Source organism: Pseudomonas abietaniphila (assembly GCF_900100795.1).
Lineage (GTDB): Bacteria > Pseudomonadota > Gammaproteobacteria > Pseudomonadales > Pseudomonadaceae > Aquipseudomonas > Aquipseudomonas abietaniphila.
In genome coordinates this window covers 200,603-222,396 of record NZ_FNCO01000007.1, presented here as the reverse complement: position 1 = coordinate 222,396, position 21,794 = coordinate 200,603, and the positions used below count along the sequence as shown (strand labels likewise).

At 61.3% G+C, this 21,794-nt stretch carries 21 protein-coding genes; 13 read left to right on the top strand and 8 right to left on the bottom strand.

The annotated features are described in order from the left end of the window. The first annotated feature begins 40 nt into the window (after positions 1-40). Positions 41-730 (top strand): response regulator, encoded by a 690-nt coding sequence (locus tag BLS87_RS15595; protein ID WP_074753383.1) that lies wholly within the window; start codon positions 41-43, stop codon positions 728-730. Between the two features lie 632 nt (positions 731-1,362). On the opposite strand, the gene BLS87_RS15590 is transcribed toward BLS87_RS15595, so the two are convergent. Beyond that, on the bottom strand, positions 1,363-2,427 hold the full coding sequence (locus tag BLS87_RS15590; protein WP_074753382.1) for a patatin-like phospholipase family protein: 1,065 nt from the start codon (positions 2,425-2,427) through the stop codon (positions 1,363-1,365). Between the two features lie 223 nt (positions 2,428-2,650). Between BLS87_RS15590 and BLS87_RS15585 the strand changes: the two genes are divergently transcribed. From BLS87_RS15585 to BLS87_RS15555, 7 genes are all read left to right on the top strand, one after another. Continuing rightward, positions 2,651-3,043, top strand: coding sequence for a tautomerase family protein (locus BLS87_RS15585; RefSeq protein ID WP_074753381.1), 393 nt, complete (start codon positions 2,651-2,653; stop codon positions 3,041-3,043). 163 nt (positions 3,044-3,206) lie between these two features. After that, the gene (locus BLS87_RS15580) at positions 3,207-3,485 is read left to right on the top strand and encodes a hypothetical protein (protein ID WP_062381160.1); all 279 of its coding nucleotides are present in this window, start codon (positions 3,207-3,209) and stop codon (positions 3,483-3,485) included. A 297-nt stretch (positions 3,486-3,782) separates the two neighbouring features. Further along, positions 3,783-4,700, top strand: coding sequence for an AAA family ATPase (locus BLS87_RS15575; RefSeq protein ID WP_074753380.1), 918 nt, complete (start codon positions 3,783-3,785; stop codon positions 4,698-4,700). Beyond that, positions 4,700-5,653 carry a DUF58 domain-containing protein gene (locus BLS87_RS15570; RefSeq protein WP_083370685.1) on the top strand — a complete coding sequence of 318 codons (954 nt, stop codon included), beginning with the start codon at positions 4,700-4,702 and terminating at the stop codon, positions 5,651-5,653. Before BLS87_RS15575 ends, BLS87_RS15570 begins: the two co-directional genes overlap by 1 nt. A 13-nt stretch (positions 5,654-5,666) precedes the next feature. Then, positions 5,667-7,667: a transglutaminase TgpA family protein gene (locus BLS87_RS15565; RefSeq protein ID WP_074753378.1), complete on the top strand. Its 2,001-nt coding sequence runs from the start codon at positions 5,667-5,669 to the stop codon at positions 7,665-7,667. Between the two features lie 19 nt (positions 7,668-7,686). Beyond that, positions 7,687-8,466, top strand: coding sequence for a CHAD domain-containing protein (locus BLS87_RS15560; protein ID WP_074753377.1), 780 nt, complete (start codon positions 7,687-7,689; stop codon positions 8,464-8,466). Positions 8,467-8,575: 109 nt separating this feature from the next. After that, positions 8,576-9,370: an acyl-CoA thioesterase gene (locus BLS87_RS15555; protein ID WP_074753376.1), complete on the top strand. Its 795-nt coding sequence runs from the start codon at positions 8,576-8,578 to the stop codon at positions 9,368-9,370. A gap of 55 nt (positions 9,371-9,425) precedes the next feature. On the opposite strand, the gene BLS87_RS15550 is transcribed toward BLS87_RS15555, so the two are convergent. From BLS87_RS15550 to BLS87_RS15540, 3 genes are all read right to left on the bottom strand, one after another. After that, entirely contained in the window at positions 9,426-9,647 is a 222-nt protein-coding gene (locus BLS87_RS15550) for a hypothetical protein (RefSeq protein WP_074753375.1), read from the bottom strand. Positions 9,648-9,797: 150 nt separating this feature from the next. Next, entirely contained in the window at positions 9,798-11,117 is a 1,320-nt protein-coding gene (locus tag BLS87_RS15545; RefSeq protein WP_074753374.1) for a methyl-accepting chemotaxis protein, read from the bottom strand. An 81-nt stretch (positions 11,118-11,198) separates the two neighbouring features. Next, on the bottom strand, positions 11,199-12,038 hold the full coding sequence (locus tag BLS87_RS15540; protein WP_074753373.1) for a TatD family hydrolase: 840 nt from the start codon (positions 12,036-12,038) through the stop codon (positions 11,199-11,201). 187 nt (positions 12,039-12,225) lie between these two features. Between BLS87_RS15540 and BLS87_RS15535 the strand changes: the two genes are divergently transcribed. From BLS87_RS15535 to BLS87_RS15525, 3 genes are all read left to right on the top strand, one after another. Next, positions 12,226-13,647 (top strand): MltF family protein, encoded by a 1,422-nt coding sequence (locus tag BLS87_RS15535; RefSeq protein ID WP_074753372.1) that lies wholly within the window; start codon positions 12,226-12,228, stop codon positions 13,645-13,647. 100 nt (positions 13,648-13,747) lie between these two features. Next, complete coding sequence (locus BLS87_RS15530; RefSeq protein ID WP_074753371.1) at positions 13,748-14,185, top strand: DoxX family protein; 438 nt, start codon at positions 13,748-13,750, stop codon at positions 14,183-14,185. Positions 14,186-14,942: 757 nt separating this feature from the next. Beyond that, positions 14,943-15,260, top strand: a complete 318-nt coding sequence (locus BLS87_RS15525; protein WP_074753370.1) for a hypothetical protein — start codon at positions 14,943-14,945, stop codon at positions 15,258-15,260. 227 nt (positions 15,261-15,487) lie between these two features. Here the strand turns inward: BLS87_RS15525 and BLS87_RS15520 are convergent, their stop codons facing one another. Further along, positions 15,488-16,504 carry a zinc-dependent alcohol dehydrogenase family protein gene (locus BLS87_RS15520; protein ID WP_074753369.1) on the bottom strand — a complete coding sequence of 339 codons (1,017 nt, stop codon included), beginning with the start codon at positions 16,502-16,504 and terminating at the stop codon, positions 15,488-15,490. Positions 16,505-16,713: 209 nt separating this feature from the next. On the opposite strand from BLS87_RS15520, the gene BLS87_RS15515 reads away from it, so the two are divergent. After that, positions 16,714-17,184, top strand: a complete 471-nt coding sequence (locus tag BLS87_RS15515; RefSeq protein ID WP_074753368.1) for a RidA family protein — start codon at positions 16,714-16,716, stop codon at positions 17,182-17,184. Positions 17,185-17,231: 47 nt separating this feature from the next. Here the strand turns inward: BLS87_RS15515 and BLS87_RS15510 are convergent, their stop codons facing one another. Further along, the gene (locus tag BLS87_RS15510; protein ID WP_074753367.1) at positions 17,232-18,134 is read right to left on the bottom strand and encodes a LysR family transcriptional regulator; all 903 of its coding nucleotides are present in this window, start codon (positions 18,132-18,134) and stop codon (positions 17,232-17,234) included. A 99-nt stretch (positions 18,135-18,233) separates the two neighbouring features. Here BLS87_RS15510 and BLS87_RS15505 point away from each other — a divergent pair, with 99 nt between their 5' ends. After that, positions 18,234-19,403 (top strand): aspartate aminotransferase family protein, encoded by a 1,170-nt coding sequence (locus BLS87_RS15505; RefSeq protein ID WP_074753366.1) that lies wholly within the window; start codon positions 18,234-18,236, stop codon positions 19,401-19,403. Positions 19,404-19,511: 108 nt separating this feature from the next. On the opposite strand, the gene BLS87_RS15500 is transcribed toward BLS87_RS15505, so the two are convergent. Beyond that, positions 19,512-20,747 carry a M20/M25/M40 family metallo-hydrolase gene (locus BLS87_RS15500; RefSeq protein WP_074753365.1) on the bottom strand — a complete coding sequence of 412 codons (1,236 nt, stop codon included), beginning with the start codon at positions 20,745-20,747 and terminating at the stop codon, positions 19,512-19,514. Between the two features lie 109 nt (positions 20,748-20,856). Next, entirely contained in the window at positions 20,857-21,792 is a 936-nt protein-coding gene (locus BLS87_RS15495; protein ID WP_341845433.1) for a hypothetical protein, read from the bottom strand. Positions 21,793-21,794 lie beyond the last annotated feature (2 nt).

The window sequence follows — 21,794 nt, the reverse complement described above, 5'->3', positions numbered from 1 at the left end:
CGATGTTCTGCAATCGAAAATCATGGGTAACGGGAAAAGCATGAACCAGGCGGCAACCATTCTGGTGATCGATGACGAGCCGCAGATTCGCAAGTTTCTGCGCATCAGCCTGTCGTCACAAGGCTACAAGGTGCTGGAGGCCGGCACCGGGACCGAGGGCCTTAGCCAGGCGGCGCTGAACAAGCCTGACTTGCTGGTGCTCGACCTGGGTTTGCCGGACATGGACGGTCAGGACGTTCTGGCGCAGTTTCGCGAGTGGTCGGCGGTGCCTGTGCTGGTGCTGTCGGTGCGTGCCAGCGAAGGGGAAAAGGTGCGCGCACTGGATTCCGGGGCGAACGACTACGTGACCAAGCCGTTCGGTATTCAGGAGTTTCTCGCGCGGATTCGGGCCTTGCTGCGGCAGGCACCGGAGACGGGTCAGGTCGACTCGGCGCTGGTGATCGGCCCGCTGACCATCGATCTGGCCTACCGACGCGTATTGCTCGACAGCGTCGAGGTGGCGCTGACACGCAAGGAGTACGCTGTGCTGGCGCAGCTGGCGCGGCATCCGGGGCGTGTCATTACCCAGCAGCAATTGCTCAAGGATATCTGGGGCCCGACCCATGTCGACGATACCCACTACCTGCGCATTGTGGTCGGGCATTTGCGTCAGAAACTCGCGGATGATCCCGCTGCTCCTCGGTTTATCGTGACTGAGGCGGGCGTGGGGTATCGGTTGGTGGAGAGCTGAGGCAGGTCCGGAGCAATTGATTTAACCCAGTTGGAATCGACCTGCTCACGAAAGCGGTAAGTCATCCACGACTGAGGTGGCTGATCTGGCGCGCTCGTCAGCAAGCTGACCTGTATGGTGTGCATTTTCACTATTTGGGCTGACGCTGATGGTTGGGTTTGTCCTAACGGCCAAACTGTTCCGCCTGCGGCGGGTTACTTGAAAAGACCCCAAGTAACCAAGGGTCCTATGCTCCTGGTTGGGCCCGACTTCGTCGGGTTCCTTCACTTCGGCGACGCTCCGTGGGCCCGCCGCCATCCGCCATCCATGGCGGGGGGCGGCTCTCGCGGCATCCATGCCGCTCGGCCCACTGCGCGCCGCCTGCGTTCAGCCTGCACCCAAGTCGCGTTTTGTGGTGTCTGGCCTGCTGCGGTATGAAGATCAAGATCAAGATCAAGATCAAGATCTGAAGCGAAAGCGGAGCGCGTCTTGCGCTTTCTTGATGGTTCCCACGCTCCGCGTGGTAGCCCAGTCAATGACGCTCTGCGTCATCCGGGAGCTGGCGCAGGCTGTCAGGCTTTGCGACCGCTCAAGAAGCGGACTGACACCACGGGTTTGAGAGCCATGGAAGCTCCCGCCGCCCGCTGTACCTTTCAATGCTCCCGCTCATAGCGGTCCAGCGTATCTCGGGCGATCTCGCGGCCGAGGGCGATGAGCTCCGGTGCTTTGTAGAACTCGAAGAACCGGCACACGCGCTTGGGGACGTTGATCAGGATGTCCGGCGGGTAGCCGGCGATTTTGTACTGCGCCAATGACGTCTGCATCACCTCGAAACTCTGGTTGATCAGGTCCAGCAAGGATGCCGGGCCCACGTTGTCGACGATGATCGATCCACTGGCAGACTTCGGCGCACCGGCCGCCTGGGGTGCTGCGGCCGGTTGCTGGCCTTGCGGGTCGGCGGAGTCGGTGTTGCTGCCGGTCAGCCAGGGGTTGGTCGGCAAGGTGGCGGCGGTCGCCTTGAGGCTGTCCTGTTCCAGTCGCAATACATCATCGCCCGCCACGTCCATTTTGCGACGGAACGGCAAGTGCGAACCGATGGAGCTGATCAGGCTGTCAAAGCGCTTTTTCACGGCCGGCGGGCGCTCGATCACGGGCAACTGGTACTGCGTCTGGTTGGTCGAGTTGAGGTTGACGGCGACGATCAGGTCGCAGTGGCTGGACACCACCGGCACGATCGGCAACGGGTTGAGCAGACCGCCGTCCACCAGGGTGCGGTTGCCCTGAACCACCGGCGTGAACAGGCTGGGAATCGCCGCCGAGGCGCGCATGGCCGAATGCAGGTTGCCTTCCTGGAACCAGATTTCCTGCTGGTTGGTCAGGTCGGTGGCCACGGCGGTGTAGGGAATGCGCAGGTCCTCGATATTGATTTCACCGACGATTTCGCGAATCTGCCCAAAGACCTTTTCCCCACGAATGGCCCCAAGCCGGAAGCTCACGTCCACCAGGCGCAACACATCCAGATAATCCAGGCTCTCGATCCAGGCTTTGTATTCGGGCAGCTTCCCCGCCGCGTAGATTCCGCCCACCACCGCGCCCATCGAACACCCGGCGATGCAGGCAATGTCGTAACCGCGGCGTTCCAGCTCCTCGATGACCCCAATGTGCGCATATCCCCTGGCACCCCCGGAACCCAAGACCAGCGCAATTCTTTTTTTCATGTGCAGGCTCCCCGTTGCAAGGGTTCTACCCTACGCCCAAGGCAGCAGTGATTCATCTGGTCTTTAACGAGAATCTCTCACGCCGTCGCGCGCGAATGTGTGGATGTCGGCGATGCGTTCGAAAATGACGATATCTTTTTTGGATGGCGAATGTAATCTTAATGAGCGGGCAGGTGGCTCTCCTGTCCGGACCTACTCATTTCCAAGCAGAAGGAGTTACCCGATGCCCCTGGTCAGAATCGACGTTGCTGCTCAAACCTCCTCCGACACCGTTGCGACGATCAGCGATGTCATCTACGAAGCGATGCTCAGCACGGCCAATGTGCCTGAGCACGACAAGTTCCAGATCGTCCATCGCCATGCTTCGGACGAACTGGTTTACCCGGCGGCGGGCTATCTGGGGGTGACGTACACCCCGAACATTGTGTTCATCCAGATCACCTGGAACGAGGGGCGAAGCATCGACGTCAAGAAAGCGTTCTACAAGGCCGTGGCGCAAGGGATTCACGACCGGACCGGGCTGCGACAGGAAGACATCTGGATCAATCTGGTCGAAGTCAAACGTGAAAACTGGTCGTTCGGCAACGGCGACATGCAGTACGCGCCCAAGGACTGATCGACACCCGCGCCAACGCGCAGACGGCGATGGCCGATCGCAAGGCCTTCATGATCAACATCCACGATAGAAATCGATAGGCTCGCACGGCCGACTGTGGCACTTTTGCATCGCCGGGCCGTCAAAGCCGCATCATCGATTTCCATTGTTGAGGTAACACCGCATGAAAGCCTGGATCTGCCTGCCTTTGCTTGCCCTTGTTCTCACAGGCTGCGCGGGTAAAACCGCCTACCGCGACAGCTGCGCCACCAATCTGGATGCCGCCTGGCATGAGCTGGATCTGGCCAAAGCGGAAGGTTTTGCCGGTACGGTCAGCTACTCCAAAGCGTTGTCGTTGCTGACAGGCGCCAAGACCCAGCAGCAGTTCGAGGCGTTCGAGGGCTGTTCCGAGAAAGCCGAGAAAGCCCGTTTCTATATCCGTGAGTCCCGCGCCGGTCGGTAATCCGGGTCGGGTGCGACGTTATTCCCTGTGGGAGCGAATTCATTCGCGAGAGGCCGGTCCAGGCGCAGTCGCTTGATTGTCTGATCCATCTGATCGCAAATGAATTCGCTTCCACAGTGCTTTCCATCCGCTGGAATTCCGTGGTCAATCAGCAAGTCCTCACCCTCGCGCAACAAATCCTCTCCAATCGCTCCATCCGCTCTGGCGAAAAGGCCTACGCTGACTTTAAAGTGGCTGCATGTCTGGCATCTTCTGCCGTCCTACTAGCCATGAGCAGTCGCCTGGGGAGGCTTTCCAATGGGCAGAAAACTGGATGCTTGTCTAAACGCGATCAATGAAGTGGTGCTGGGCAAGGAGCCTCAGGTTCGTCTGGCCATGACGTGTCTGCTGGGCGGGGGGCATCTGTTGATCGAAGATTTGCCCGGCATGGGCAAAACCACGCTCAGTCATACGCTGGCGCGGGTGTTGGGATTGAGTTTTCAGCGGATTCAATTCACCTCCGACCTGCTGCCAGGGGATATTCTCGGTACGTCGATCTTCGACCGGGAAACCGGTCAGTTCACCTTTCATCCCGGACCGATCTTCGCCGAACTGGTGTTGGCCGACGAGATCAACCGGGCGACACCGAAAAGCCAGAGCGCGCTGCTCGAAGCGATGGAAGAGGGGCAGGTGACCATCGAGGGTGCAACCCGCATGTTGCCCGATCCCTTTTTTGTCATCGCCACGCAAAACCCGTTCAGCCAGGGCGGTACGTTTGCCCTGCCCGAGTCGCAACTGGACCGTTTTCTGATGCGATTGTCACTGGGCTACCCGGCGCGCTCGGCGGAGAAAGCCTTGCTGCTGGGCGAATCGCGGCGCGAGTTATTGCCGCGCATCGAGCCGATTCTCGACCACACTGAACTGGCGGCCCTGCAGGGAGAGGCGCGCCGGGTAAGGGCGAGCGACGCGCTGGTGGATTATGTGCTGCGGCTGGTCGATGCCACGCGCAGCCAGCCACAATTTGCCTATGGCTTGTCGCCCAGGGCAAGCCTGGCGATTCTGTCGGCGGCGCGGGCCTGGGCGTTGCTGGCCGGGCGTGATTACGTGATACCTGAAGACGTTCAGGCGATTTTGCCGGCCGTGATCGGTCATCGTCTGCGCGAGCGTTCCGATCCGACCGGGCACGGCGGCGGGGCGTTGGTTCAATGGCTGCTGCGTGAGGTGCCGGTGCTTTGATGCCACAGTTCAAACCGGTCTGGCAGCGCTGGGTGGGACGTCGTATTCCCCCGGCGTCGCGGATCGAGCTCGATCACCGCCGAATCTTCATACTGCCGACCCGGGTCGGCGGCACGTACGCGCTGGTGCTGTTTTTACTGTTGTTGGTGTCAATTAATTACCAGAACAGCCTGGCCTATGGCCTGACCTTCCTCATGGTCTCGGTGGGGATCCTCGCGATTCTGCACACCTATCGCAACTTCAGCGGCCTGATCCTCAGCGCCAGCAATGCCCGCTCGGTGTTCGTCGGGGAGCCGGTGCAATTGCGCCTGCGTCTGGAGAGCAGTTCGAGCGGTCATCAGGCCATCGCGCTGGGTTGGGACAGCGAGCAGCTGGAACAGACCGACGTCGAGCCAGCGCGTCAGGTCGAAGTTGCGTTGACCTTGCCCGCCGTGAATCGGGGTTGGTTGCGGGCGCCGCGTTTGCGGGTCGAAAGCGTGTTCCCCTTAGGCATTTTTCGCGCCTGGAGCTGGCTGGATCTGGAGCAGACGGTGCTGATCTATCCGCGCCCGGTGCCGGGCAGCATGCCATTGCTGCAAGGTGTACAGCCCCATGCCGAAGACGACGGTCAGGCCACGCGGGGGCAGGGCGTCGATGATTACCAGGGGCTGCGCCTGTGGCAGCCAGGCGATTCGATGCGCCGTATGCACTGGAAAGCCTGGTCGCGCGGGCAAGGGCTGATGGTCAAGGAGTTCACCGACCTCAGCGGCCACGACTTGTGCCTGGATTTCATGGCGTTGGGCGGCGACATCGAAGAGCGACTGTCGCGCCTGTGTTACTGGGTGCTCGAATTGTCTCAGCGCCAGCAACCGTTTGCCTTGCGCCTGCCGGGTTTTTTGTCGGCGGTGGACAGCGGTGACGCGCACCGGGAAGCGTGTTTGCGGCAGTTGGCTCTGTACGGCGTGCGGGCATGAAGGTGGGACGGTCATGACATCGGCTCATCTTGCCCAGCCTATTCCGCGTGTCAGCCTGAACTGGCTGTTGATTGCCCAGGCACTGGTCATCGTGCCGTTCGCGCTGCACATCCCTGTTTCCCTGATCGTCTTGTGGCTGGCCTGCACGTTCTGGCGCATCCAGATCTTCCGTATGCGCGTGCGGATGCCGGGCACTTGGGTCAAGTCGGGTTTGCTGGTGGGCACCGCGGGCGGGATCTTTCTCGCGCGGGGCAGTCTGGTCGGGCTGGATGCCGGGGCGGCGCTGCTGATCGCCGCGTTCATCCTGAAGATGCTGGAGATGCAGACCCGGCGCGACGCGCTGGTGTTGATTTTCCTCGGGTTCTTTTGCGTTGCCGTGGGCTATTTGTTCGAGGACGCGATGCTCTGGGGGCTGTTCACGCTGCTGCCGATTGCGACCTTGCTCGCCGCGTTGATCGGGCTGCAGCAATCGGCGGTGTCCAGCAAACCTGCGAGCACCTTGATGCTGGCGGTCAAGCTGCTGGTGCAAGCGGTGCCGCTGATGCTGCTGTTGTTTCTGTTCTTTCCGCGCCTGGATCCCTTGTGGTCGCTACCGCAACCCAGTAACAAGGCGCTGACGGGGTTGTCCGACAGCATGGCGCCGGGCGACATCGCCGAACTGAGCAAGTCTGCGTCCCTGGTGTTCAGGGCCAGTTTCGAGGGGCCCACGCCGCCGCGCAATCAACAGTACTGGCGTGGCCTGACCCTGGAACAGTTCGACGGCCGGCGTTGGTCGCAATCCTCACGCGCGCAGGTGCCGGATGCGCCTGACTGGCACAGGGAAGGCGAAAAGCTCAGTTACAGCATCGTCATGGAGCCGACCGGCAAGCCATGGCTGATGGCTCTGGACGTCGGTGACGTCGAACTGGCCGGCGTTCGTCAGATGAGCGATTTTCGCTGGCAGCGCCGACGCCCGATCGAGCAGTCGATGCTTTACAACGTCAATTCGTGGCCGGATGCCGTGCGGGAAACCGTCCTCAGCGATGGCGGGCGGATGCAGAATCTGCAACTGCCGGCCAAGGGCAACCCCGAAACGCGCGAGTTCGCCGCCGATCTGCATCGCCGCTACGGTAAACCCGACGCGCTGGTGGACGCGCTGTTGTCTTATTTCACCGAGCAGCCTTTCCACTACACCCTCAAACCGCCGGCGCTGGGTCCCAACAGCATCGATGACTTTCTGTTCGGCAGCCGCGCCGGGTTCTGCGCCCATTACGCAGGCGCGATGACCTACGTGCTGCGGGCCGCAGGTATTCCCGCACGCGTGGTAGCCGGTTATCAGGGCGGCGAGCTGAACCCGGATGGCAACTACATCAGCGTGCGCCAGTTCGACGCTCACGCCTGGGTGGAATACTGGCAGGCGGGCATTGGCTGGCGCAGCGTCGATCCAACGGCCGCTGTGGCACCCGCGCGGATCGAGCAGGGTCTGGAGCAGGCACTGGCCGCCGATGAAGATTTTCTCGCGGACTCACCGATGTCGGCGCTGCGGTATCGGCATCTGGCCTGGCTCAATTCGATTCGCTTGAGTTGGGACAACCTCAATTACGGCTGGCAGCGCTGGGTCCTCGGTTATCAGGGCCAGCAACAACTGCAGGTGCTGGGCCGCTGGTTCTCCGGTTTCGAGACGCCGGCCTTCGTCGGTGGCGCCGTGGTTATCCTCGGGTTAATTGCGTTGTGGCTGTTCAAACCGTGGCGACGGGAAAGCGATTCGCAGCTCCGTTTGTTCAACGCGTTCGAACGACTGCTGGCGCGCCACGGTCTCAGACGTCAACAGGGTGAAGGTGCGCAAGCGTTCGCAGCCCGCGCGGCCCGGCGCTTCCCGATGCACGCGGACGCCATTGAAGGATTTGCCCGCGAGTTCGAAGCGCAACGTTATGCTGGCGTTTGCGGTTCGGTCGCCCAATTGCGTCGACGTTTGAAGTACCTGCGTCGCAGCTTGCCCTGGCGCCTGTCCGCCGTGAAGGACAGGCAGCCTTAACAGACAATAGGAGTGCCTCATGTCTACCATGGTCGATCATCTGATCGCCGAGATTCTCAGCCTCAACATCAAGTTGCTGGCGTGTCATGCTCGCCTGGTCGCCTCCACGGACAGTGAGGCGCTGCATGATCTGCGCACCACGGTCCGGCGTCTGCGCAGCGTGCTTCGGCCGCTGCGCGGGTTGCCCGGCATGGAGCAGGTCGAGGAGGCCGCCAAAGGGGTGGGTGACCTCACGACGCCCCTGCGCGACATGCAAGTGCTGGCCGCGTACCTGCGCGAGCAGGGCATGGATCAGGCTGCCGTCAAACGCGAAAAGCACCTCGCGTCAGCCTGCCCGCGGGTCGCCAGCTCGGCTGAGCTCAACCGCTTGTTCGGGGTGCTGGACCAGCTCCCGTCGTTTCTGCGTGCGCAACAGCGCCATGGTCTGCTGAAGAAGCTGCGCCAACGCATCGAAAAGCGCATGGACAAGCAGTGGAAGACCCTGCGTGAAGCCATGGCCGATCCCGCCCATGATCGGCACCGTCTGCGGTTGTTGATCAAACGTGTCCGGTATGCCGCCGAAGCGTATCCGGAGCTGAGCCACCAGCCGCAAGGCATGCAGAAGCGGCTCAAGTCGGCACAAGGCGCGCTGGGTGACTGGCACGACCATCTGCAATGGTTGGCGCAGGCTGGGCAGCAAGCCGATCTGGCGCCCTGTGTCGCCGGTTGGGAGCTGGGGATTCTGCGCGCCGAGGAGAAGTCCGACAAAGCGCTGGAGCGGCTGTTTCACGCCTGCTTTGGTGATGCGCCCGCACATTGATCCCGATCAGGCCGCAGGATTGGCGCATATGAGCGCTGTCCTGTGGCCGGTGCCTCGATAAGATCCTGCACTTCACCCACCGATTCGTTGGCTGCCACATGGAGTGCGCATGACATTCTCCCAATTGCTCGACGCCGTTCGCGATCACCCGCAGTCGGTGACCATTCCCGCATCGTGGTCTCAGGGCCGTTCGTGCTTCGGGGGACTGATCGCGGCGCTGCAGTTCGAGGCCATGCGCGCCAAAGTGCCGGTTGATCGGCCGGTTCGCTCACTGGCGATCTGTTTTGTCGGTCCTGCGGCGATCGATACGCCGATTTCATTCGAGGTCGAAATCCTGCGCGAGGGCAAAGCGGTCAGTCAGGTGCTGGGACGCGCCGTGCAGAACGGCGAAACCGTGACATTGATTCAGGGCAGTTTCGGCGCCCCTCGTGAATCGATGATTGCGGTTGAAGCCGAACCTGCGCCGGCGCTCAAACCCGTGGAGGATGTCCAGGCATTCCCGTTCATTTCCGGGGTGATGCCTGAATACCTGCGTTTCATCGACATGCGCTGGGCATTGGGCGGTCTGCCGTACACCCACACGAAGTCGCCGGCCATTGGTGGCTACGCGCGTTTGAAGGATGTCGAGGAGGAGAAACTGACCGAGGCGCACCTGCTCGCGCTCGTCGACAGCTGGCCGCCTGCGGTGTTGCCGCACCTCAATAAACCGGCGCCGGGCAGTTCACTGACCTGGACCATCGAGTTTGTGCAGCCGTTACCTGAGCTGACGACCCGTGACTGGACGCAGTACAAGGCGGTGATCGAGCACGCGCGCGACGGTTACGGCCACGTAGCAGCCGGACTCTGGACGCCGAAAGGGGAGTTGGTTGCTATCAGCCGTCAGACGGTGACGGTGTTCGGTTGAACGCAGCGGCATTGCACCGGCAGCGCTAGAGCACAGATACGCAACGCCCGAGACCTTACTGGCCTCGGGTTTTGATGGCCTGCGCAGCGACCAGACCCAGCACGCCAATCGCGGCAGATGTCACGCTGGCACTCAGAGCACCGTCCAGCAAGAGCAGCCCCGACACAATCGACAGCGGGAACGCCAGGGACGACAGCACCAGATTGGACGGCAGGCCGGATGTGTTGGCGGCCGTGAAGAAGTGTTCAAGGTGCAGGTTGGTAATGAACTTGGGCATGATGGTGACCTCGTAAAGCCTGAATAAGAACCGTTTTCGATGGATTCAGAATAGGCCCGCTGCCATCAGACGGCGAATCGAGGTTTGCTATCGGTGTGATAGCCAACACGTGGGAAAGGTAATAGGTCGAAGACGTCGCACTGCGCAGATCTATCCCGTCACCTTCAACTGCCCGATGGCCGTATTCAATTCACCCGCCAGCGTCGCCAGTTCATCGCTGGTGCTGGCCGAGTCGACGGTCTGGCGCACCGTACGTTCCGTCACGTCGCGGATGCTGACCACCGCGCGGTTCATTTCTTCAGCCACCTGACTTTGTTGCTGCGCGGCCACGGCAATCTGGGTGTTGCTCTCACGCATTTGCGCGACGGCTTCGGTGATTGCCGTCAACGCTTCCCCGGCCTCCCGCGCTTGCTGCACGCAATCGTCGGCCTTGTACGAACTCTCCTGCATGAAGTCCACGGCATCGCGCGTGCCGGCCTGCAGGTCCGACACCATGGTCGTGATTTCGTCGGTCGAGGTTTGCACGCGTCTAGCCAGGTTGCGCACCTCATCGGCGACCACCGCGAATCCACGGCCCATTTCTCCGGCCCGTGCCGCTTCGATGGCGGCGTTGAGCGCCAGCAGGTTGGTTTGTTCGGCGATGCTGTGAATCACGCTGACCACGCTGTTGATCTTCTGGCTGTCCTCGGCAAGGCGCTGGATCATGCCCGCCGTCTGCTGCACGCCATTGGACAGCCCCGAGATCGACGCCTGCACCCGGTCCACGACCTCTTTGCCGCTGCCTGCGAGCGTGTCGGCGTTTTGTGACTGGTCACGGGTGGCGCTGGCGTGCTGGGCGATGTGATAGACGGTGGCGGTCATCTCGTTGATGGCCGTGGCGACCTGGTCGGTTTCGCTCTGCTGCCCCAACATGCCCTGGCGCACATCACTCATGCCGCAGGCCAGATGCACCGCGCCTTGATCCAGCCGCGCCGCCGATTGCGCCACAGTACCGACGATGCGTTGATAACCCGCCTGCATGGCGTTGAACGCCTTGGCCATTTGCCCGACTTCGTCTTCGCCGGCCAGCGGCACGCGGGCTGACAGGTCGCCGCTGCGCTCGACGTGCAGCATCACGTCCTTGAGGGTATTGAGATGGGTCAGCAGGAAGCGGATCAACAACTGTGAGGCGCCGAGCATCAGGAGCATCAGCACACACACGGCGATCGCGTAATGGCCGGCATGCTCGGCCAGCAGTCGGTCGAATGAAGGCGGGGCGCCGAGAAGCGGGAGGCTCGGAAGCGCTTGCCCTGCCGGCCATGCAGCCAGCAGGTGTTGCTGAGCCTGATGGAACGCTTCAGCGTCGGCGGCTCGGGCGTGTTGTTCGATCTGAAGGGCGTAAAGCACCAGCAGCAGGGTGGTGATGAACGCGACTGCGTTCACCGCCCAGAACTTGTATTTCAGCGAGGTGTTGCTCAACCAGCGGCCCATGAGAAAGCTCTTCTGTGAGTTGCACGTGTCGGTGATGACGCGTGGCAAGGCAAGGTGCCAGCATTTTCCCAGTGCAGCAGGTCAACGGTGTTGATCTGGATCAACACCTGCACTCAGCTCGAGCGCCGGCAGAGAGAAGAACGCGCGCGCACATGCCGTGGTATGAGCGGCGACGTCGGCTTCGGTTTCCCCGCGATGCAGTGCGACTTCGCGCAGTACTTCGGGAAGGTAAGCAGGCTCATTGCGGCCGTTTTTCGGTTTGGGTCGCAGGCTGCGGGGCAGGAGGTAAGGCGCATCGCTTTCCAGCATCAAACGGCCACGGGGGATGTCGCGCACCAGCGGGTGCAAGTGAGTGCCTCGGCGCTCGTCGCAGATCCAGCCGGTGATACCAATGTGCAGGTCCATGTCGAGGTAACTGAACAGCGCGCGCTTTTCTCCGGTGAAGCAGTGCACCACCGCCGCCGGCAATTGATCCCGATAGTCCCGCAGGATCGCCAGCAGCCGTTGATCGGCATCGCGTTCGTGCAGGAACACGGGCAACTGCAAGGCGACCGCAAGGGCCAGGTGCGCTTCCAGAACCTTTTCCTGTTGCGGGCGGGGCGAGAAATCGCGGTTGAAATCCAGCCCGCATTCGCCGACGGCACACACGGAGTTTTCTTTTAACAGGGCATGCAACTGTTTTTCGGTCTCAGGGGTCCAATCGCTCGCCGAATGGGGGTGAACCCCGGCGGTGCTGAACAACCGCTGGCCGCTTTCGTCGAGTTGACGGCACATCTGCAGCGCCTGTTCGCTGCTGTCGACGCTGGTGCCGGTAAGGATCAATTGAGCCACGCCCGCGGCGTAGGCCCGGTCGAGAACCTCCCGCTCTTTGGCGGCGAAGCTTGGGTTGGTCAGGTTGACGCCGATGTCGATTAGTTGCATGGTGCACCTCAGGCCGGAGGCCGAGAAGAATACCAGAGCGATTGAAGCGATAAAAAAACAAGCAGTCTCAACTGCTTATAATTATTAGATCCCTGTGATGTTGTTGGCTGCAGAACCCGTCTGCGGCACGTGCGACTGCCCAACACAGACTTCAAGCCCGTTTTTTCGGCATTTTCCCGGAGCGTCAATGATCCGAGCCTCTCTGATCTCGTTGTTGTGCCTGTTGCTGGTCCCCACCCACGCCAGCGCACGTCCCGTCGGACCTCCGGTCATCATCAAGAAAACCCAGATTCGTGACCTTGCGGCCATTCGCAGCAGCAAAGTGCTTCGCGTGTTGGTCAACCAGAGCCGCAACAGTTCCGGCGAAGTGCAGGGTGAGCCCATCGGCGTGGAGTACCGCCGTCTGCAAGCGTTCGAGAAATACCTCAATGGCCATGCCAGAGACGGCCAGAAAGTCTCGATCAAACTGATTCCCAAAGCCAAGGACCAACTGCTTGCCGCGCTGCAACGCGGGGAAGGCGACATGGTCGCGCCCGGCGAACTGCTCGATGCCAGTGCCGCGCACTATGTCGATGCCACCGAGCCGGTGGTCAGTCATGTGCCGCTGGTGGTGGTCGGGGTGCGTGGCGAGCGCAGTTTCAAACACCCGGAACAACTCTCGGGCCGCACGCTGATGCTCGCCAATGGCAGCGCGGCTGACGAGGCCATTGTGCAACTCAACCAGAAACTGGCATTGCGCAAATTGCCGCCGGTGAAGATCGAATGGGTTGACCCCAGTCTTGCCGTCGAAGATGTGTTGGAGATGGTTGAGGCGGGTATCTATCACCTGACCGTGGTTGAGCGGCCGATTGCCGAGCGGTGGGCGCGGGTCATGCCCAAGCTGCGGATTGACCGTTCGGTGGCCTTGAGCGATCCCGGCGACATGAACTGGTACGTGCGCAAGGATGCCGTGATGCTGCATGCCACGGTTGACCGCTTCCTGGAGACCTACGAACCGCCAGCGAATCAGGATGTGGCGTTCCAGAAAGCCTACAAGGACCTTTACCGCGTTCATTACCCGTTGGCCCGCGAAGACCGCCAGCGTCTGGAAAAACTCCGCCCGACCCTGCAACGTCACGCCGATGCACAGAAGATGGACTGGCTTGACCTCGCCGCGCTGGCGTTCAAGGAGTCAGCGCTTAACCCGGTGGCGAAGGGCGGCAGCGGCGCAACGGGGCTGCTGCAGATTACCCCGTCGGCGGCGCAGCGGGTGGGCGTCGACAATATCCATGATGTCGATGGCAACGTGCAGGCCGCGAGCAAATACCTGGCCATGATCCGCCGCAAGTTCTTTGCCAGTCCGAAAATCAACGAACGGGAGCGGATGGCGTTTACGCTCGCCGCTTACAACCTGGGGCCTGAGCGGGTGCAAGCCATGCGCACCGAGGCCAAGCGTCAGGGTTTGAACCCCAATCAATGGTTCTTTCAGGTCGAGCGCGTGGCGATGGAACAGGTGGGGATGAACGTCGTGAGCTACGTTAACAGTGTGAACAAGTACTACCTGGCCTATGACCAGGAGCGCAGTTCGCTGGAGAGTCCATCCTCACGGAAGGTGGCGATCAGAGACTAATCGATTAAATCGATGCTTGTGACGCGCTTTTTGCGATTTTCATATTTATTGATTCGATTATCATGGCGCCAATCCTTCATACCAAATGGAATTAAACGCCATGAACGCTTCTCTTAAATCGCTGTTCTCCACTCGCGCCGGTTATGGCATCGCCGTTCTGCGCATTATCGTTGGCATCATTTTCATGGCTCACGGCAGCCAGAAGCTGTTCGGTATGTTTGGCGGCTATGGTCTCGAAGGAACGGGCCAGTACATGGCCAGTCTGGGGTTGAATCCGGGTTACCTGATGGCGTTGTTGTCGGGCAGTGCGGAGTTTTTCGGCGGCTTGGCGTTGTTCCTCGGTTTGCTTGCACGCCCTGCGGCGGTGGTGCTGATCGTGATGCTGGTGGTGGCGATTCTTTCGGTCCACATTCACAACGGTTTGTTCATGGCCAATAACGGTTTTGAGTTTGGTCTGGCCTTGTTGGGTGCTGCGATTGCGGTGTTGATCGAGGGTGCCGGTCGGGTGTCGCTGGATCGTTTGATTGCCAGCAAGTAACGGTTAGCGGTTTGTTGAAGAATCCCGGTCTTTTTAGATCGGGATTTTTTATGGGTGCTTTTTTGTGTTGCGGTTGGCGGTGGATATCGGTTGCCTGTGTTGTCGCTGATGGGGCCTGGCTCGCGCCAGACCTGTGCCACCTGCGTTCAGCCTGCACCCAAGTCGCGTTTTGTGGTGTCTGGGCTATCGCGTACAAGAGCGATGCGGGCTGGAGCTAACGCTCTTCGCTTTCTTGGGTCGTGCATCGGTCGTCCGCACCCCACTTTTTATTGTAGGAGCGCGCTTGCCCGAGATCTGCCGGGAACCGGCAGCAAATCCTGTGTGTGCGGTTTACCTGACACTGCCGAGGTGTTTGGCCTTACTACTACTTCGCAGCAGATCGCGGGCAAGGTGGAACGCCACCGCCGGTCGCTCCTACGCCCTGCGGTCAAAATCAGGGCAGCCACGTGGCTCACTGTTTGCCTGGCCGTGGCTCTTGATGCTGGAGCAGTCCAACTGACATCAGATGCGACTCGGGTCCCGGCTGGGTGGAGGTGACGCGCAGCACGCTTTTTATCCCTGAATCCGGGAATCGCCACCCACCGCCAATTGACAATCCCCAAGCCGCTTCTCTAGGATGCCGCTCATGCGCCGATTTAAACAGCTACTTGCGGGGCGCCTGATGTCGTGAATACGCCGTCGAAATACCGCTAAAGCGCTGGTTCGGTGTTGCCTCTCACCGCTGCCCAGCGGAACACTGAGGCCGAGAAAACACACCATGAGCACCCAATCCAATCTGCGCCCCCTCGTTCGTCTGGCGCCTATCGCCAGTCAATTCAATCGCCGTAATCCGAAAATCCTGCTGGGCGGTGCCCATCAGCCCACGCTGTTGCGATACCTCGATGGCTGGCCCCGTCGCCAGAACGGCCCCCACGCGTTTCTCATCCAGTTCATCGACGCCAACGAATCCCTTGAACGCTTCTCCCATGACCAGTTTGACCTGGCCGTGGTTCAGGCGCCTTGCGCCGAGCATGCTGACGCGGTGATTCGTCACCTCACGCGCATTGCCCGCCAGGGGTTGATCACACGTTGCTGATCAAGAGAGTCTGAGCGAATTCACGGCAGACCGGCGGACGGCGCAGCCGAGTTCGGGCCAAACGATGACCTGTGTCAGGTCGGCAGGGAATCAAAGCAAAGGGAGTCGGAGGAAGGGGAAGCGACGTTCTTCTGGCGTTTACCCTCAACTTCAGTAAACGCCCATACGTGATGGAGACCGCTCGGCAGCAGGGCGCGGCCGCGCGGGGGGGAGGTGCCTGCTGTTGTTCAGCGCACCCTCAGCACCACGCGACCCCGGACCGGATCATCGTCCAGATGGTTATGCGCCTTGCCGTATTGCTCGAATGGCCAGGTGCGATGGATGTCCGGCTTGAGCAGGCCCTGAACGGTCAGTTCATTGATGGTGTCCAGCGCGCGCTTCATTGCAGGCCCGTCCTGTTCGATACCCAGCTCAGGTTTGCCGGTGAAGTTCTCCAGGCAATGCACGAAGAAACGCATGTTCTTGCGGAAAGCCTGCAATGCCGGGAACGGCGTCTTGTTACCGCCGCGCAAGCCGTACAACACGAGGCTGCCGCGTGGAGCGAGGACGTCGCCGAGCATCGACATCTGCATGCCGCCGAAGCCGTCGAACACCGCCTCGATGCCTTGACCTTTGGTCAGTGCTTCGATGCGCAAGCAAATATCGTCTTCTTCGGTCACGATCACCCGCTCGGCGCCATTGGCCAGGAGGTACTCGCGGTCCTCTGCATGTTGGGTCGCCGCGATGACACGCAGGCCCAGCGCCTTGCCCAATTGCACAAAAGCAATACCGGGACTGTAGGCCGCATCGGTCACCAGCACGGTCTGGCCGGGTTGCACCTTGGCCAGGTCGACGAAGGCGAAGTACGCCAGCAGCATTGGCGTGTAGTGAACGCTGGCCTCAATCGGGGTCAGGGCGTCGGGATAGCGCGTCAATGCGTTGCGAGGGACCAATACATGGTCGCCGCACACCGGATAATCGTTGGCGCTCATGGCCTTGAAGCTGGCGACTTTATCGCCCACTTTCAGATCGGTCACGTCGCTGCCGACGGCTTCGACGATGCCGGCCATTTCGCTGCCGATACCCGCAGGCAACTGGACGTTGGTCAGGGCAAGGTTCTGCCGCCACAACACATCGTCCCAGCTGATGCCGATGGCTTCGGCACGAACCAGCACTTCCTGTGGACCCGGCAAGCGGTCAGGTTGCTCCTCGCAGCTGAGCACATCGGCTTTGCCGAAGCGGTGAAATTTGATGGCGCGGGACATTTCCAACCTCGACTCATTTAATGAAGGATGTAATGACTGTATCGACGCAGGGCTTTTCACACTATTTCTCTCTGTCGATACCCGACATGCCCGTTATCAATTGCGATCCCGGGAACTCCTGATAGGGCACGGCAGCGCCCACGCCGGGCCGTGTGGGTTTATGATTCGGGCGCGGGACACCCACCACCTTCGAACAACAGGGACTGACAATGTCGTGTGATGTGCGCTTCAAACAGGCGTGTGAGCAGTTGGGTCATGACTTCGAGGGCGAGATCAAGATTGGCGGCAATTACGTGCCGCTGGTCCGTCATGAGGATCAGATCTACATCAGTGGGCAAATTCCCCGTGTGGGCGACACGGTGGTCGTCACGGGGCGGGCCGGTGCCGATGTCACGCTGGAACAGGCGCAATTGGGCGCGAAAATCAGCGCCTTGCGCGCCATCGCGTTGCTGCAGCGCAGCCTGGGCAGTCTCGACAAGGTCAGGCGCGTGCTGCGCATGACCCTGTTCGTGCAATGCACCGACAGCTTTACTCAGCAGAGCGAAGTGGCCGATGGTGCGTCCGAGTTGTTGTTTTTCGTGTTCGGTGAGGCGGGCGCGCATACCCGCAGCTCGGTCGGGGTGTATCAGTTGCCGAAGAATGCCACGGTGGAGATGGACCTGATCGCCGTTGCCGAGTAACCGGGCCAGTGCAGCGCTGTGCGGTGGTGTTCACTCGGGTCGTCGGTTCATTTCCCCCATGCCGCCAACGCACATTCCACAAAATGCCTGACCTTGGGCAGGCGGTAGCGGTCCTGCGGGTACATTAGCCACAGCGGGCGACTCGGCGGTTGATATCCTTGTAGCAGCGGCACCAGCCTGCCGCTCTGCAGGTCTTCGCTGATCAGTACGTCCGGCAGCATCGTCACGCCCATGCCGGCCAGCGCGGCCTGGCGCAGCGCCGGCGTGCTGTTGACGATCATGGGTCCGGACACCGGGATTTCGATCACGCCTTCAGGGCCGGTGAGTTTCCATAGCTTTTCGGCTGCTCGCCAGTCGTCACCGGCCGGGTAAGCGAACGAGAGGCAGCTGTGGGCGCTCAGGTCGTCTGCCGTCAGGGGCGTTCCGCGCCGTTCGAGGTAAGCCTTGGAGGCGCAGATGGTCAGCGTGTAGTCATTCAGCGGGCGTGCGATCAGCGCAGACGATTCGGGAATGCCCAGGCGAATGGCGGCGTCGAACCCGTGCTCCACCAGGTCCATCGACTGGTTACTCAGCACCACCTCGACCTTGATCTCCGGGTAGCGCAAGACGAAATCGCTGAGCATCGGCGACAAGCGTTCGGCACCGAACGCAGGCGGTGCGGTGATGCGCAAGGTGCCGCTGGGCTCGGTCTGCAGGTGTTCGGCCATGCGTTCGGAATCTGCCACCAAGCCCAGCACCTCGACGCACCGACGGTAGTACTGAACACCGAATTCCGTGAGGTTCTGTCGCCGGGTCGTACGCTGCAACAGGCTGACCCCGAGTCGTTGCTCCAGCGCTTTCAAGTGATTGCCAACCATTGTGGTGGACATTTCGCACTGCCGCGCCGCCGCCGTCATGCTGCCGCTCTCGACCACGTTAACGAATACGTTCATCGCCTGAAGCACATCCATTATCAAGCCCTGCTTTAAAGTGACTCAAGGAAGGCGGTCTTTATACAACAAATCGGGTTAACGATACTGGCCTCACTAAACCGTGATGGAGCAATGGACATGACCGCCGCCTGCCTGATGAACACTTACAAACCCCTGCCGTTGAGCTTCGTCAGAGGTGAGGGCGCGCGACTCTGGGACGACAGCGGTCGTCATTATCTGGACGCCGTGGCGGGCGTGGCGGTGACCAATGTCGGCCACAGTCACCCGTGGATCGTCTCGGCGATCAGCGAACAGGCCGGTTTGCTGCTGCACACCTCCAATCATTACCGCATTGACTGGCAACAACGGCTCGCCGCGAAACTCACGCGGCTGTCCGGGCTGGAACAGGTGTTCTTCAACAACTCGGGCGCTGAAGCCAACGAGACGGCGCTCAAGCTGGCCCGGTTGTATGGCTGGGCCAAGGGCATTGAGCAACCGCTGGTGCTGGTGATGGAAAACGCCTTTCATGGGCGCACGCTGGGTACTTTGTCGGCGAGCGACAATGGCGCGGTGCGCTTGGGGTATCAGCCGATGTCCGGGGAGTTCGTCAAAGTGCCGTTTGGCGACATGGACGCGATCAAACAGGCCGCACGGACCTACGGCGAGCGCATCGTCGCGGTGATGCTCGAGCCGGTTCAAGGGGAGGGCGGCGTCACGCTGCCGCCACCGGGTTATCTGAAAGCCGTGCGGGCGCACTGCAGCCAGAACGGCTGGTTGATGATCCTTGATGAAATCCAGACCGGCATTGGCCGTACCGGGCGCTGGTTTGCCTTCCAGCACGAAGGCATCGTGCCGGACGTCATGACCCTGGCCAAAGCGCTGGGCAACGGCATCCCGATTGGCGCCTGCCTGGCGTCCGCCGCCGTGGCGAGGTTGTTCACGCCGGGCAGTCATGGCAGCACCTTCGGCGGCAATCCGCTGGCGTGCCGGGTGGGCTGCACCGTGCTGGATATCGTCGAGCAGCAAGGTCTGTTGAACAACGCGGCCGGGCAGGGCGAACGGCTGCTGGCACGTCTGCGTGAGGCGCTGGCCGGGCATCCTGATGTTTTGCAGATTCGCGGGTTGGGTTTGATGGTCGGCATCGAGCTGAGCCGGCCCATTCGTGACCTGTGCCTGACCGCCGCTCAGGAACACGGTGTGCTGATCAACGTTACCCGCGGGCACACTATCCGCCTGCTACCGCCGTTAATCATTGATGAAGCGGATGTGGAGCGCATCGTCAGTGCCGTGGTGGGCGCATTGGGATAGTGGACGGGCTGCGCTTGGTTGAAGGCCGTGGAAGCCTGGCTGAAACACCTGGTTCCACGGCCCTGCGCCAGACTCAAAAACAGTGGCTGAGTGGCCTTGGAAGAGAGGCTACTTCGCGGACAATTCCATGATCATCGCCACCGTCAGGTACAGCCTGGGTGCGATGCTCGACAGGTCGGCGTATTCGTCGTCGGCGTGCAAGCCGGCGCCGACCACGCCCATGGTTTCAAGCACGGCAGGCTTCTGGCTGTCAGGCACATACGCGTAGCCGGCGTCGGTGCCGAAACGCATGGCGATCGGTTCGACCGTGCGACCGATCTTGCTGTACAGCGTCTGGGCGGTTTTCGCGAGGCCTTCCGACGCGGGGTTTTTCACCAGCGGTGGGCGACCTTTGTCGAGGCGAAAACTCACGTCCGTTCCGTCGATCAGCTTGTTCTGCACGATGCGTTGACCGTCAGCCAGCACGCGGTCCGTCTCGCTCAGGTCCGAATAACGCATGTCGCCTTCGGCCGCCGCGCTGGAGGGGATGATGTTGCGCTTCTCGCCGCCCTTGATCAGCGTCCAGTTCACCGTCGTGCCTTTGGCCGGATCGCCAAGGTCTTTGAGCTGAAGCAGTTGATGGGCCAGCTCCATCGCGGCGTTGCGTCCGGCTTCGGGCGCGGAGCCCGCATGCGACGACTTACCCTTCACGTCCACGAACACCCCGTTGATGCCGTTGGTGGCGACGGTGACGGCGTCTTTGTCGGGCGGCTCGTACGAGAACACGTAGTCATGTTTTTTCGCCAGGTCGGCGATGAGTTTCTTCGAGCCCGAGGAGCCTGTTTCTTCGTCCGGGTTGAACAGCACGGTGATCGTGCCGAAGCCCTTGAACTTCTGATCCTGCAGCAGCTTGAGCGAGTGCAGCACCATGGCAACGCCACCTTTCGCGTCGGCCACGCCAGGGCCGTAGGCGTGCTGCGCATCGACGCGGAACGGCCGTTTCGCGGCAGTGCCGGGCCCGAACACGGTGTCGTAGTGAATCATCAGCAAGAAGGTCTTGGTGCCGTTGCCCTTGATGGTGCCGACGATGTTGTCGCCCGCAGAGGGCGTCGCCGGTGTGGTCTCGACCGTCGCACCCAAGGCCTTGAGCCGCTCGACCAGGACTGCGCTGACCGTCTTCAGTCCAGCGGCCTGTCCTGTGCCGGTGTCGATGTCCACCAGTTGTTTAACGGTCGCAAGATAGGGTTTTTGTTCGGCTTCGGCCTTTTTCAAAAGCTGATCAGGCGGCAGGTCGGCGGCAAAGGCCAGTGAGCAGAAAAGCGTGGCGGCGACGGCGGTCGCCAGAGAGGTGCGTCGAACAAGCATGCTGGATCCCTCAGAAGATGTGCGAGTCATCTTCTGATACCTGAGTGGCCGGCTTGTTCCCTGAGGTCTACAGAGAGGTCCGCGTCATCGCCGACGCGAACCTTCCGGGTCATGGCTGTAGCGAAGGCACCACCTGAGCGGGCGCCCCGGCAACCTGCTGCAACGCAGGCAAAAGCGTCGAGTCTTCCAGCTTCACGGGGGCCGACCTGACTGCGCCATCCAGGCTGCGGTAGCGCACGTAGGTGTCGCTTGAGGACAGCAACTGACCTCGCTCTACATGGCGATGACCGTTGATCACGTACCGAATGGTCTGTTCGCGTCCCGCGTTGCCTTGTGTCTGCAGGTCCTGAGCCAGGACTTTCATCGACTCATCGATGCTGGCGTTCAGCACCGTGGTGACGTTCGCCAGATCGAGCTGGCCGTCGTCGATGCACGATGCTCCACACCGCCGAAAGGACTGGCTGAAGACCTCGATGCGCGCGTGATAGAGGGCCGAACCGGCGATGTCCTGAAGCTCGACTTCGTTGAGCAGACTGAAGCTGCCACGGTCGGGCGCCAAAACGATGTGGGGCCGTATCACGAGCCGTCCGGCAATCGGGTTCTGCGCTTGCCTGAGGCCCGCATCCGCGCTCGCTTGCCGGTAACGCTCCTGCAACTGGCTGTCGAGGGGGTTACCCGCCAGCAACGATGCCATAGGCTTGGCGTCGTTTTCGGCTTCATGGCGAGCGTCGCGCTCCAGCGCGCCACTGCCCATTTGCGAATGAAGCGCGCCGAGCACCAGGAGCCCGGCAAGTCCCGCGCCGTGCGCGGCATTGGCAGCGTTCTGGCTGGTCTGCTGGGCAGCCATCGCGGTCTTGGCGTCAATCACCATCGAGGCGGTGACGAAGTCCTTGGCTGGTATCTCCACGTCAACCCGCAGGCCGTGATCATTGATGTAACGCATCGCAGCAGGGTCGTTGAAGCTTCGTGATGGCGCCGGGGACTGGGCGCAGCCGCCCAGCATCAGCCCGAGTGCCACGCCCAGGCCGATGTGCCGGCCTGCCATTA

Excerpts from the sequence above, each read along its gene's own strand:
- BLS87_RS15535 (WP_074753372.1), top strand. The coding sequence starts at position 12,226 with ATGATCCGAGCCTCTCTGATCTCGTTGTTGTGCCTGTTGCTGGTCCCC.
- BLS87_RS15515 (WP_074753368.1), top strand. The coding sequence starts at position 16,714 with ATGTCGTGTGATGTGCGCTTCAAACAGGCGTGTGAGCAGTTGGGTCAT.
- BLS87_RS15540 (WP_074753373.1), bottom strand. The coding sequence starts at position 12,038 with ATGCAACTAATCGACATCGGCGTCAACCTGACCAACCCAAGCTTCGCC.
- BLS87_RS15505 (WP_074753366.1), top strand. The coding sequence starts at position 18,234 with ATGACCGCCGCCTGCCTGATGAACACTTACAAACCCCTGCCGTTGAGC.
- BLS87_RS15565 (WP_074753378.1), top strand. The coding sequence starts at position 5,667 with ATGACATCGGCTCATCTTGCCCAGCCTATTCCGCGTGTCAGCCTGAAC.
- BLS87_RS15595 (WP_074753383.1), top strand. The coding sequence starts at position 41 with ATGAACCAGGCGGCAACCATTCTGGTGATCGATGACGAGCCGCAGATT.
- BLS87_RS15495 (WP_341845433.1), bottom strand. The coding sequence starts at position 21,792 with ATGGCAGGCCGGCACATCGGCCTGGGCGTGGCACTCGGGCTGATGCTG.
- BLS87_RS15510 (WP_074753367.1), bottom strand. The coding sequence starts at position 18,134 with ATGGATGTGCTTCAGGCGATGAACGTATTCGTTAACGTGGTCGAGAGC.
- BLS87_RS15500 (WP_074753365.1), bottom strand. The coding sequence starts at position 20,747 with ATGCTTGTTCGACGCACCTCTCTGGCGACCGCCGTCGCCGCCACGCTT.
- BLS87_RS15520 (WP_074753369.1), bottom strand. The coding sequence starts at position 16,504 with ATGTCCCGCGCCATCAAATTTCACCGCTTCGGCAAAGCCGATGTGCTC.
- BLS87_RS15545 (WP_074753374.1), bottom strand. The coding sequence starts at position 11,117 with ATGGGCCGCTGGTTGAGCAACACCTCGCTGAAATACAAGTTCTGGGCG.
- BLS87_RS15580 (WP_062381160.1), top strand. The coding sequence starts at position 3,207 with ATGAAAGCCTGGATCTGCCTGCCTTTGCTTGCCCTTGTTCTCACAGGC.
- BLS87_RS15560 (WP_074753377.1), top strand. The coding sequence starts at position 7,687 with ATGTCTACCATGGTCGATCATCTGATCGCCGAGATTCTCAGCCTCAAC.
- BLS87_RS15585 (WP_074753381.1), top strand. The coding sequence starts at position 2,651 with ATGCCCCTGGTCAGAATCGACGTTGCTGCTCAAACCTCCTCCGACACC.
- BLS87_RS15530 (WP_074753371.1), top strand. The coding sequence starts at position 13,748 with ATGAACGCTTCTCTTAAATCGCTGTTCTCCACTCGCGCCGGTTATGGC.
- BLS87_RS15525 (WP_074753370.1), top strand. The coding sequence starts at position 14,943 with ATGAGCACCCAATCCAATCTGCGCCCCCTCGTTCGTCTGGCGCCTATC.
- BLS87_RS15575 (WP_074753380.1), top strand. The coding sequence starts at position 3,783 with ATGGGCAGAAAACTGGATGCTTGTCTAAACGCGATCAATGAAGTGGTG.
- BLS87_RS15590 (WP_074753382.1), bottom strand. The coding sequence starts at position 2,427 with ATGAAAAAAAGAATTGCGCTGGTCTTGGGTTCCGGGGGTGCCAGGGGA.
- BLS87_RS15555 (WP_074753376.1), top strand. The coding sequence starts at position 8,576 with ATGACATTCTCCCAATTGCTCGACGCCGTTCGCGATCACCCGCAGTCG.
- BLS87_RS15550 (WP_074753375.1), bottom strand. The coding sequence starts at position 9,647 with ATGCCCAAGTTCATTACCAACCTGCACCTTGAACACTTCTTCACGGCC.
- BLS87_RS15570 (WP_083370685.1), top strand. The coding sequence starts at position 4,700 with ATGCCACAGTTCAAACCGGTCTGGCAGCGCTGGGTGGGACGTCGTATT.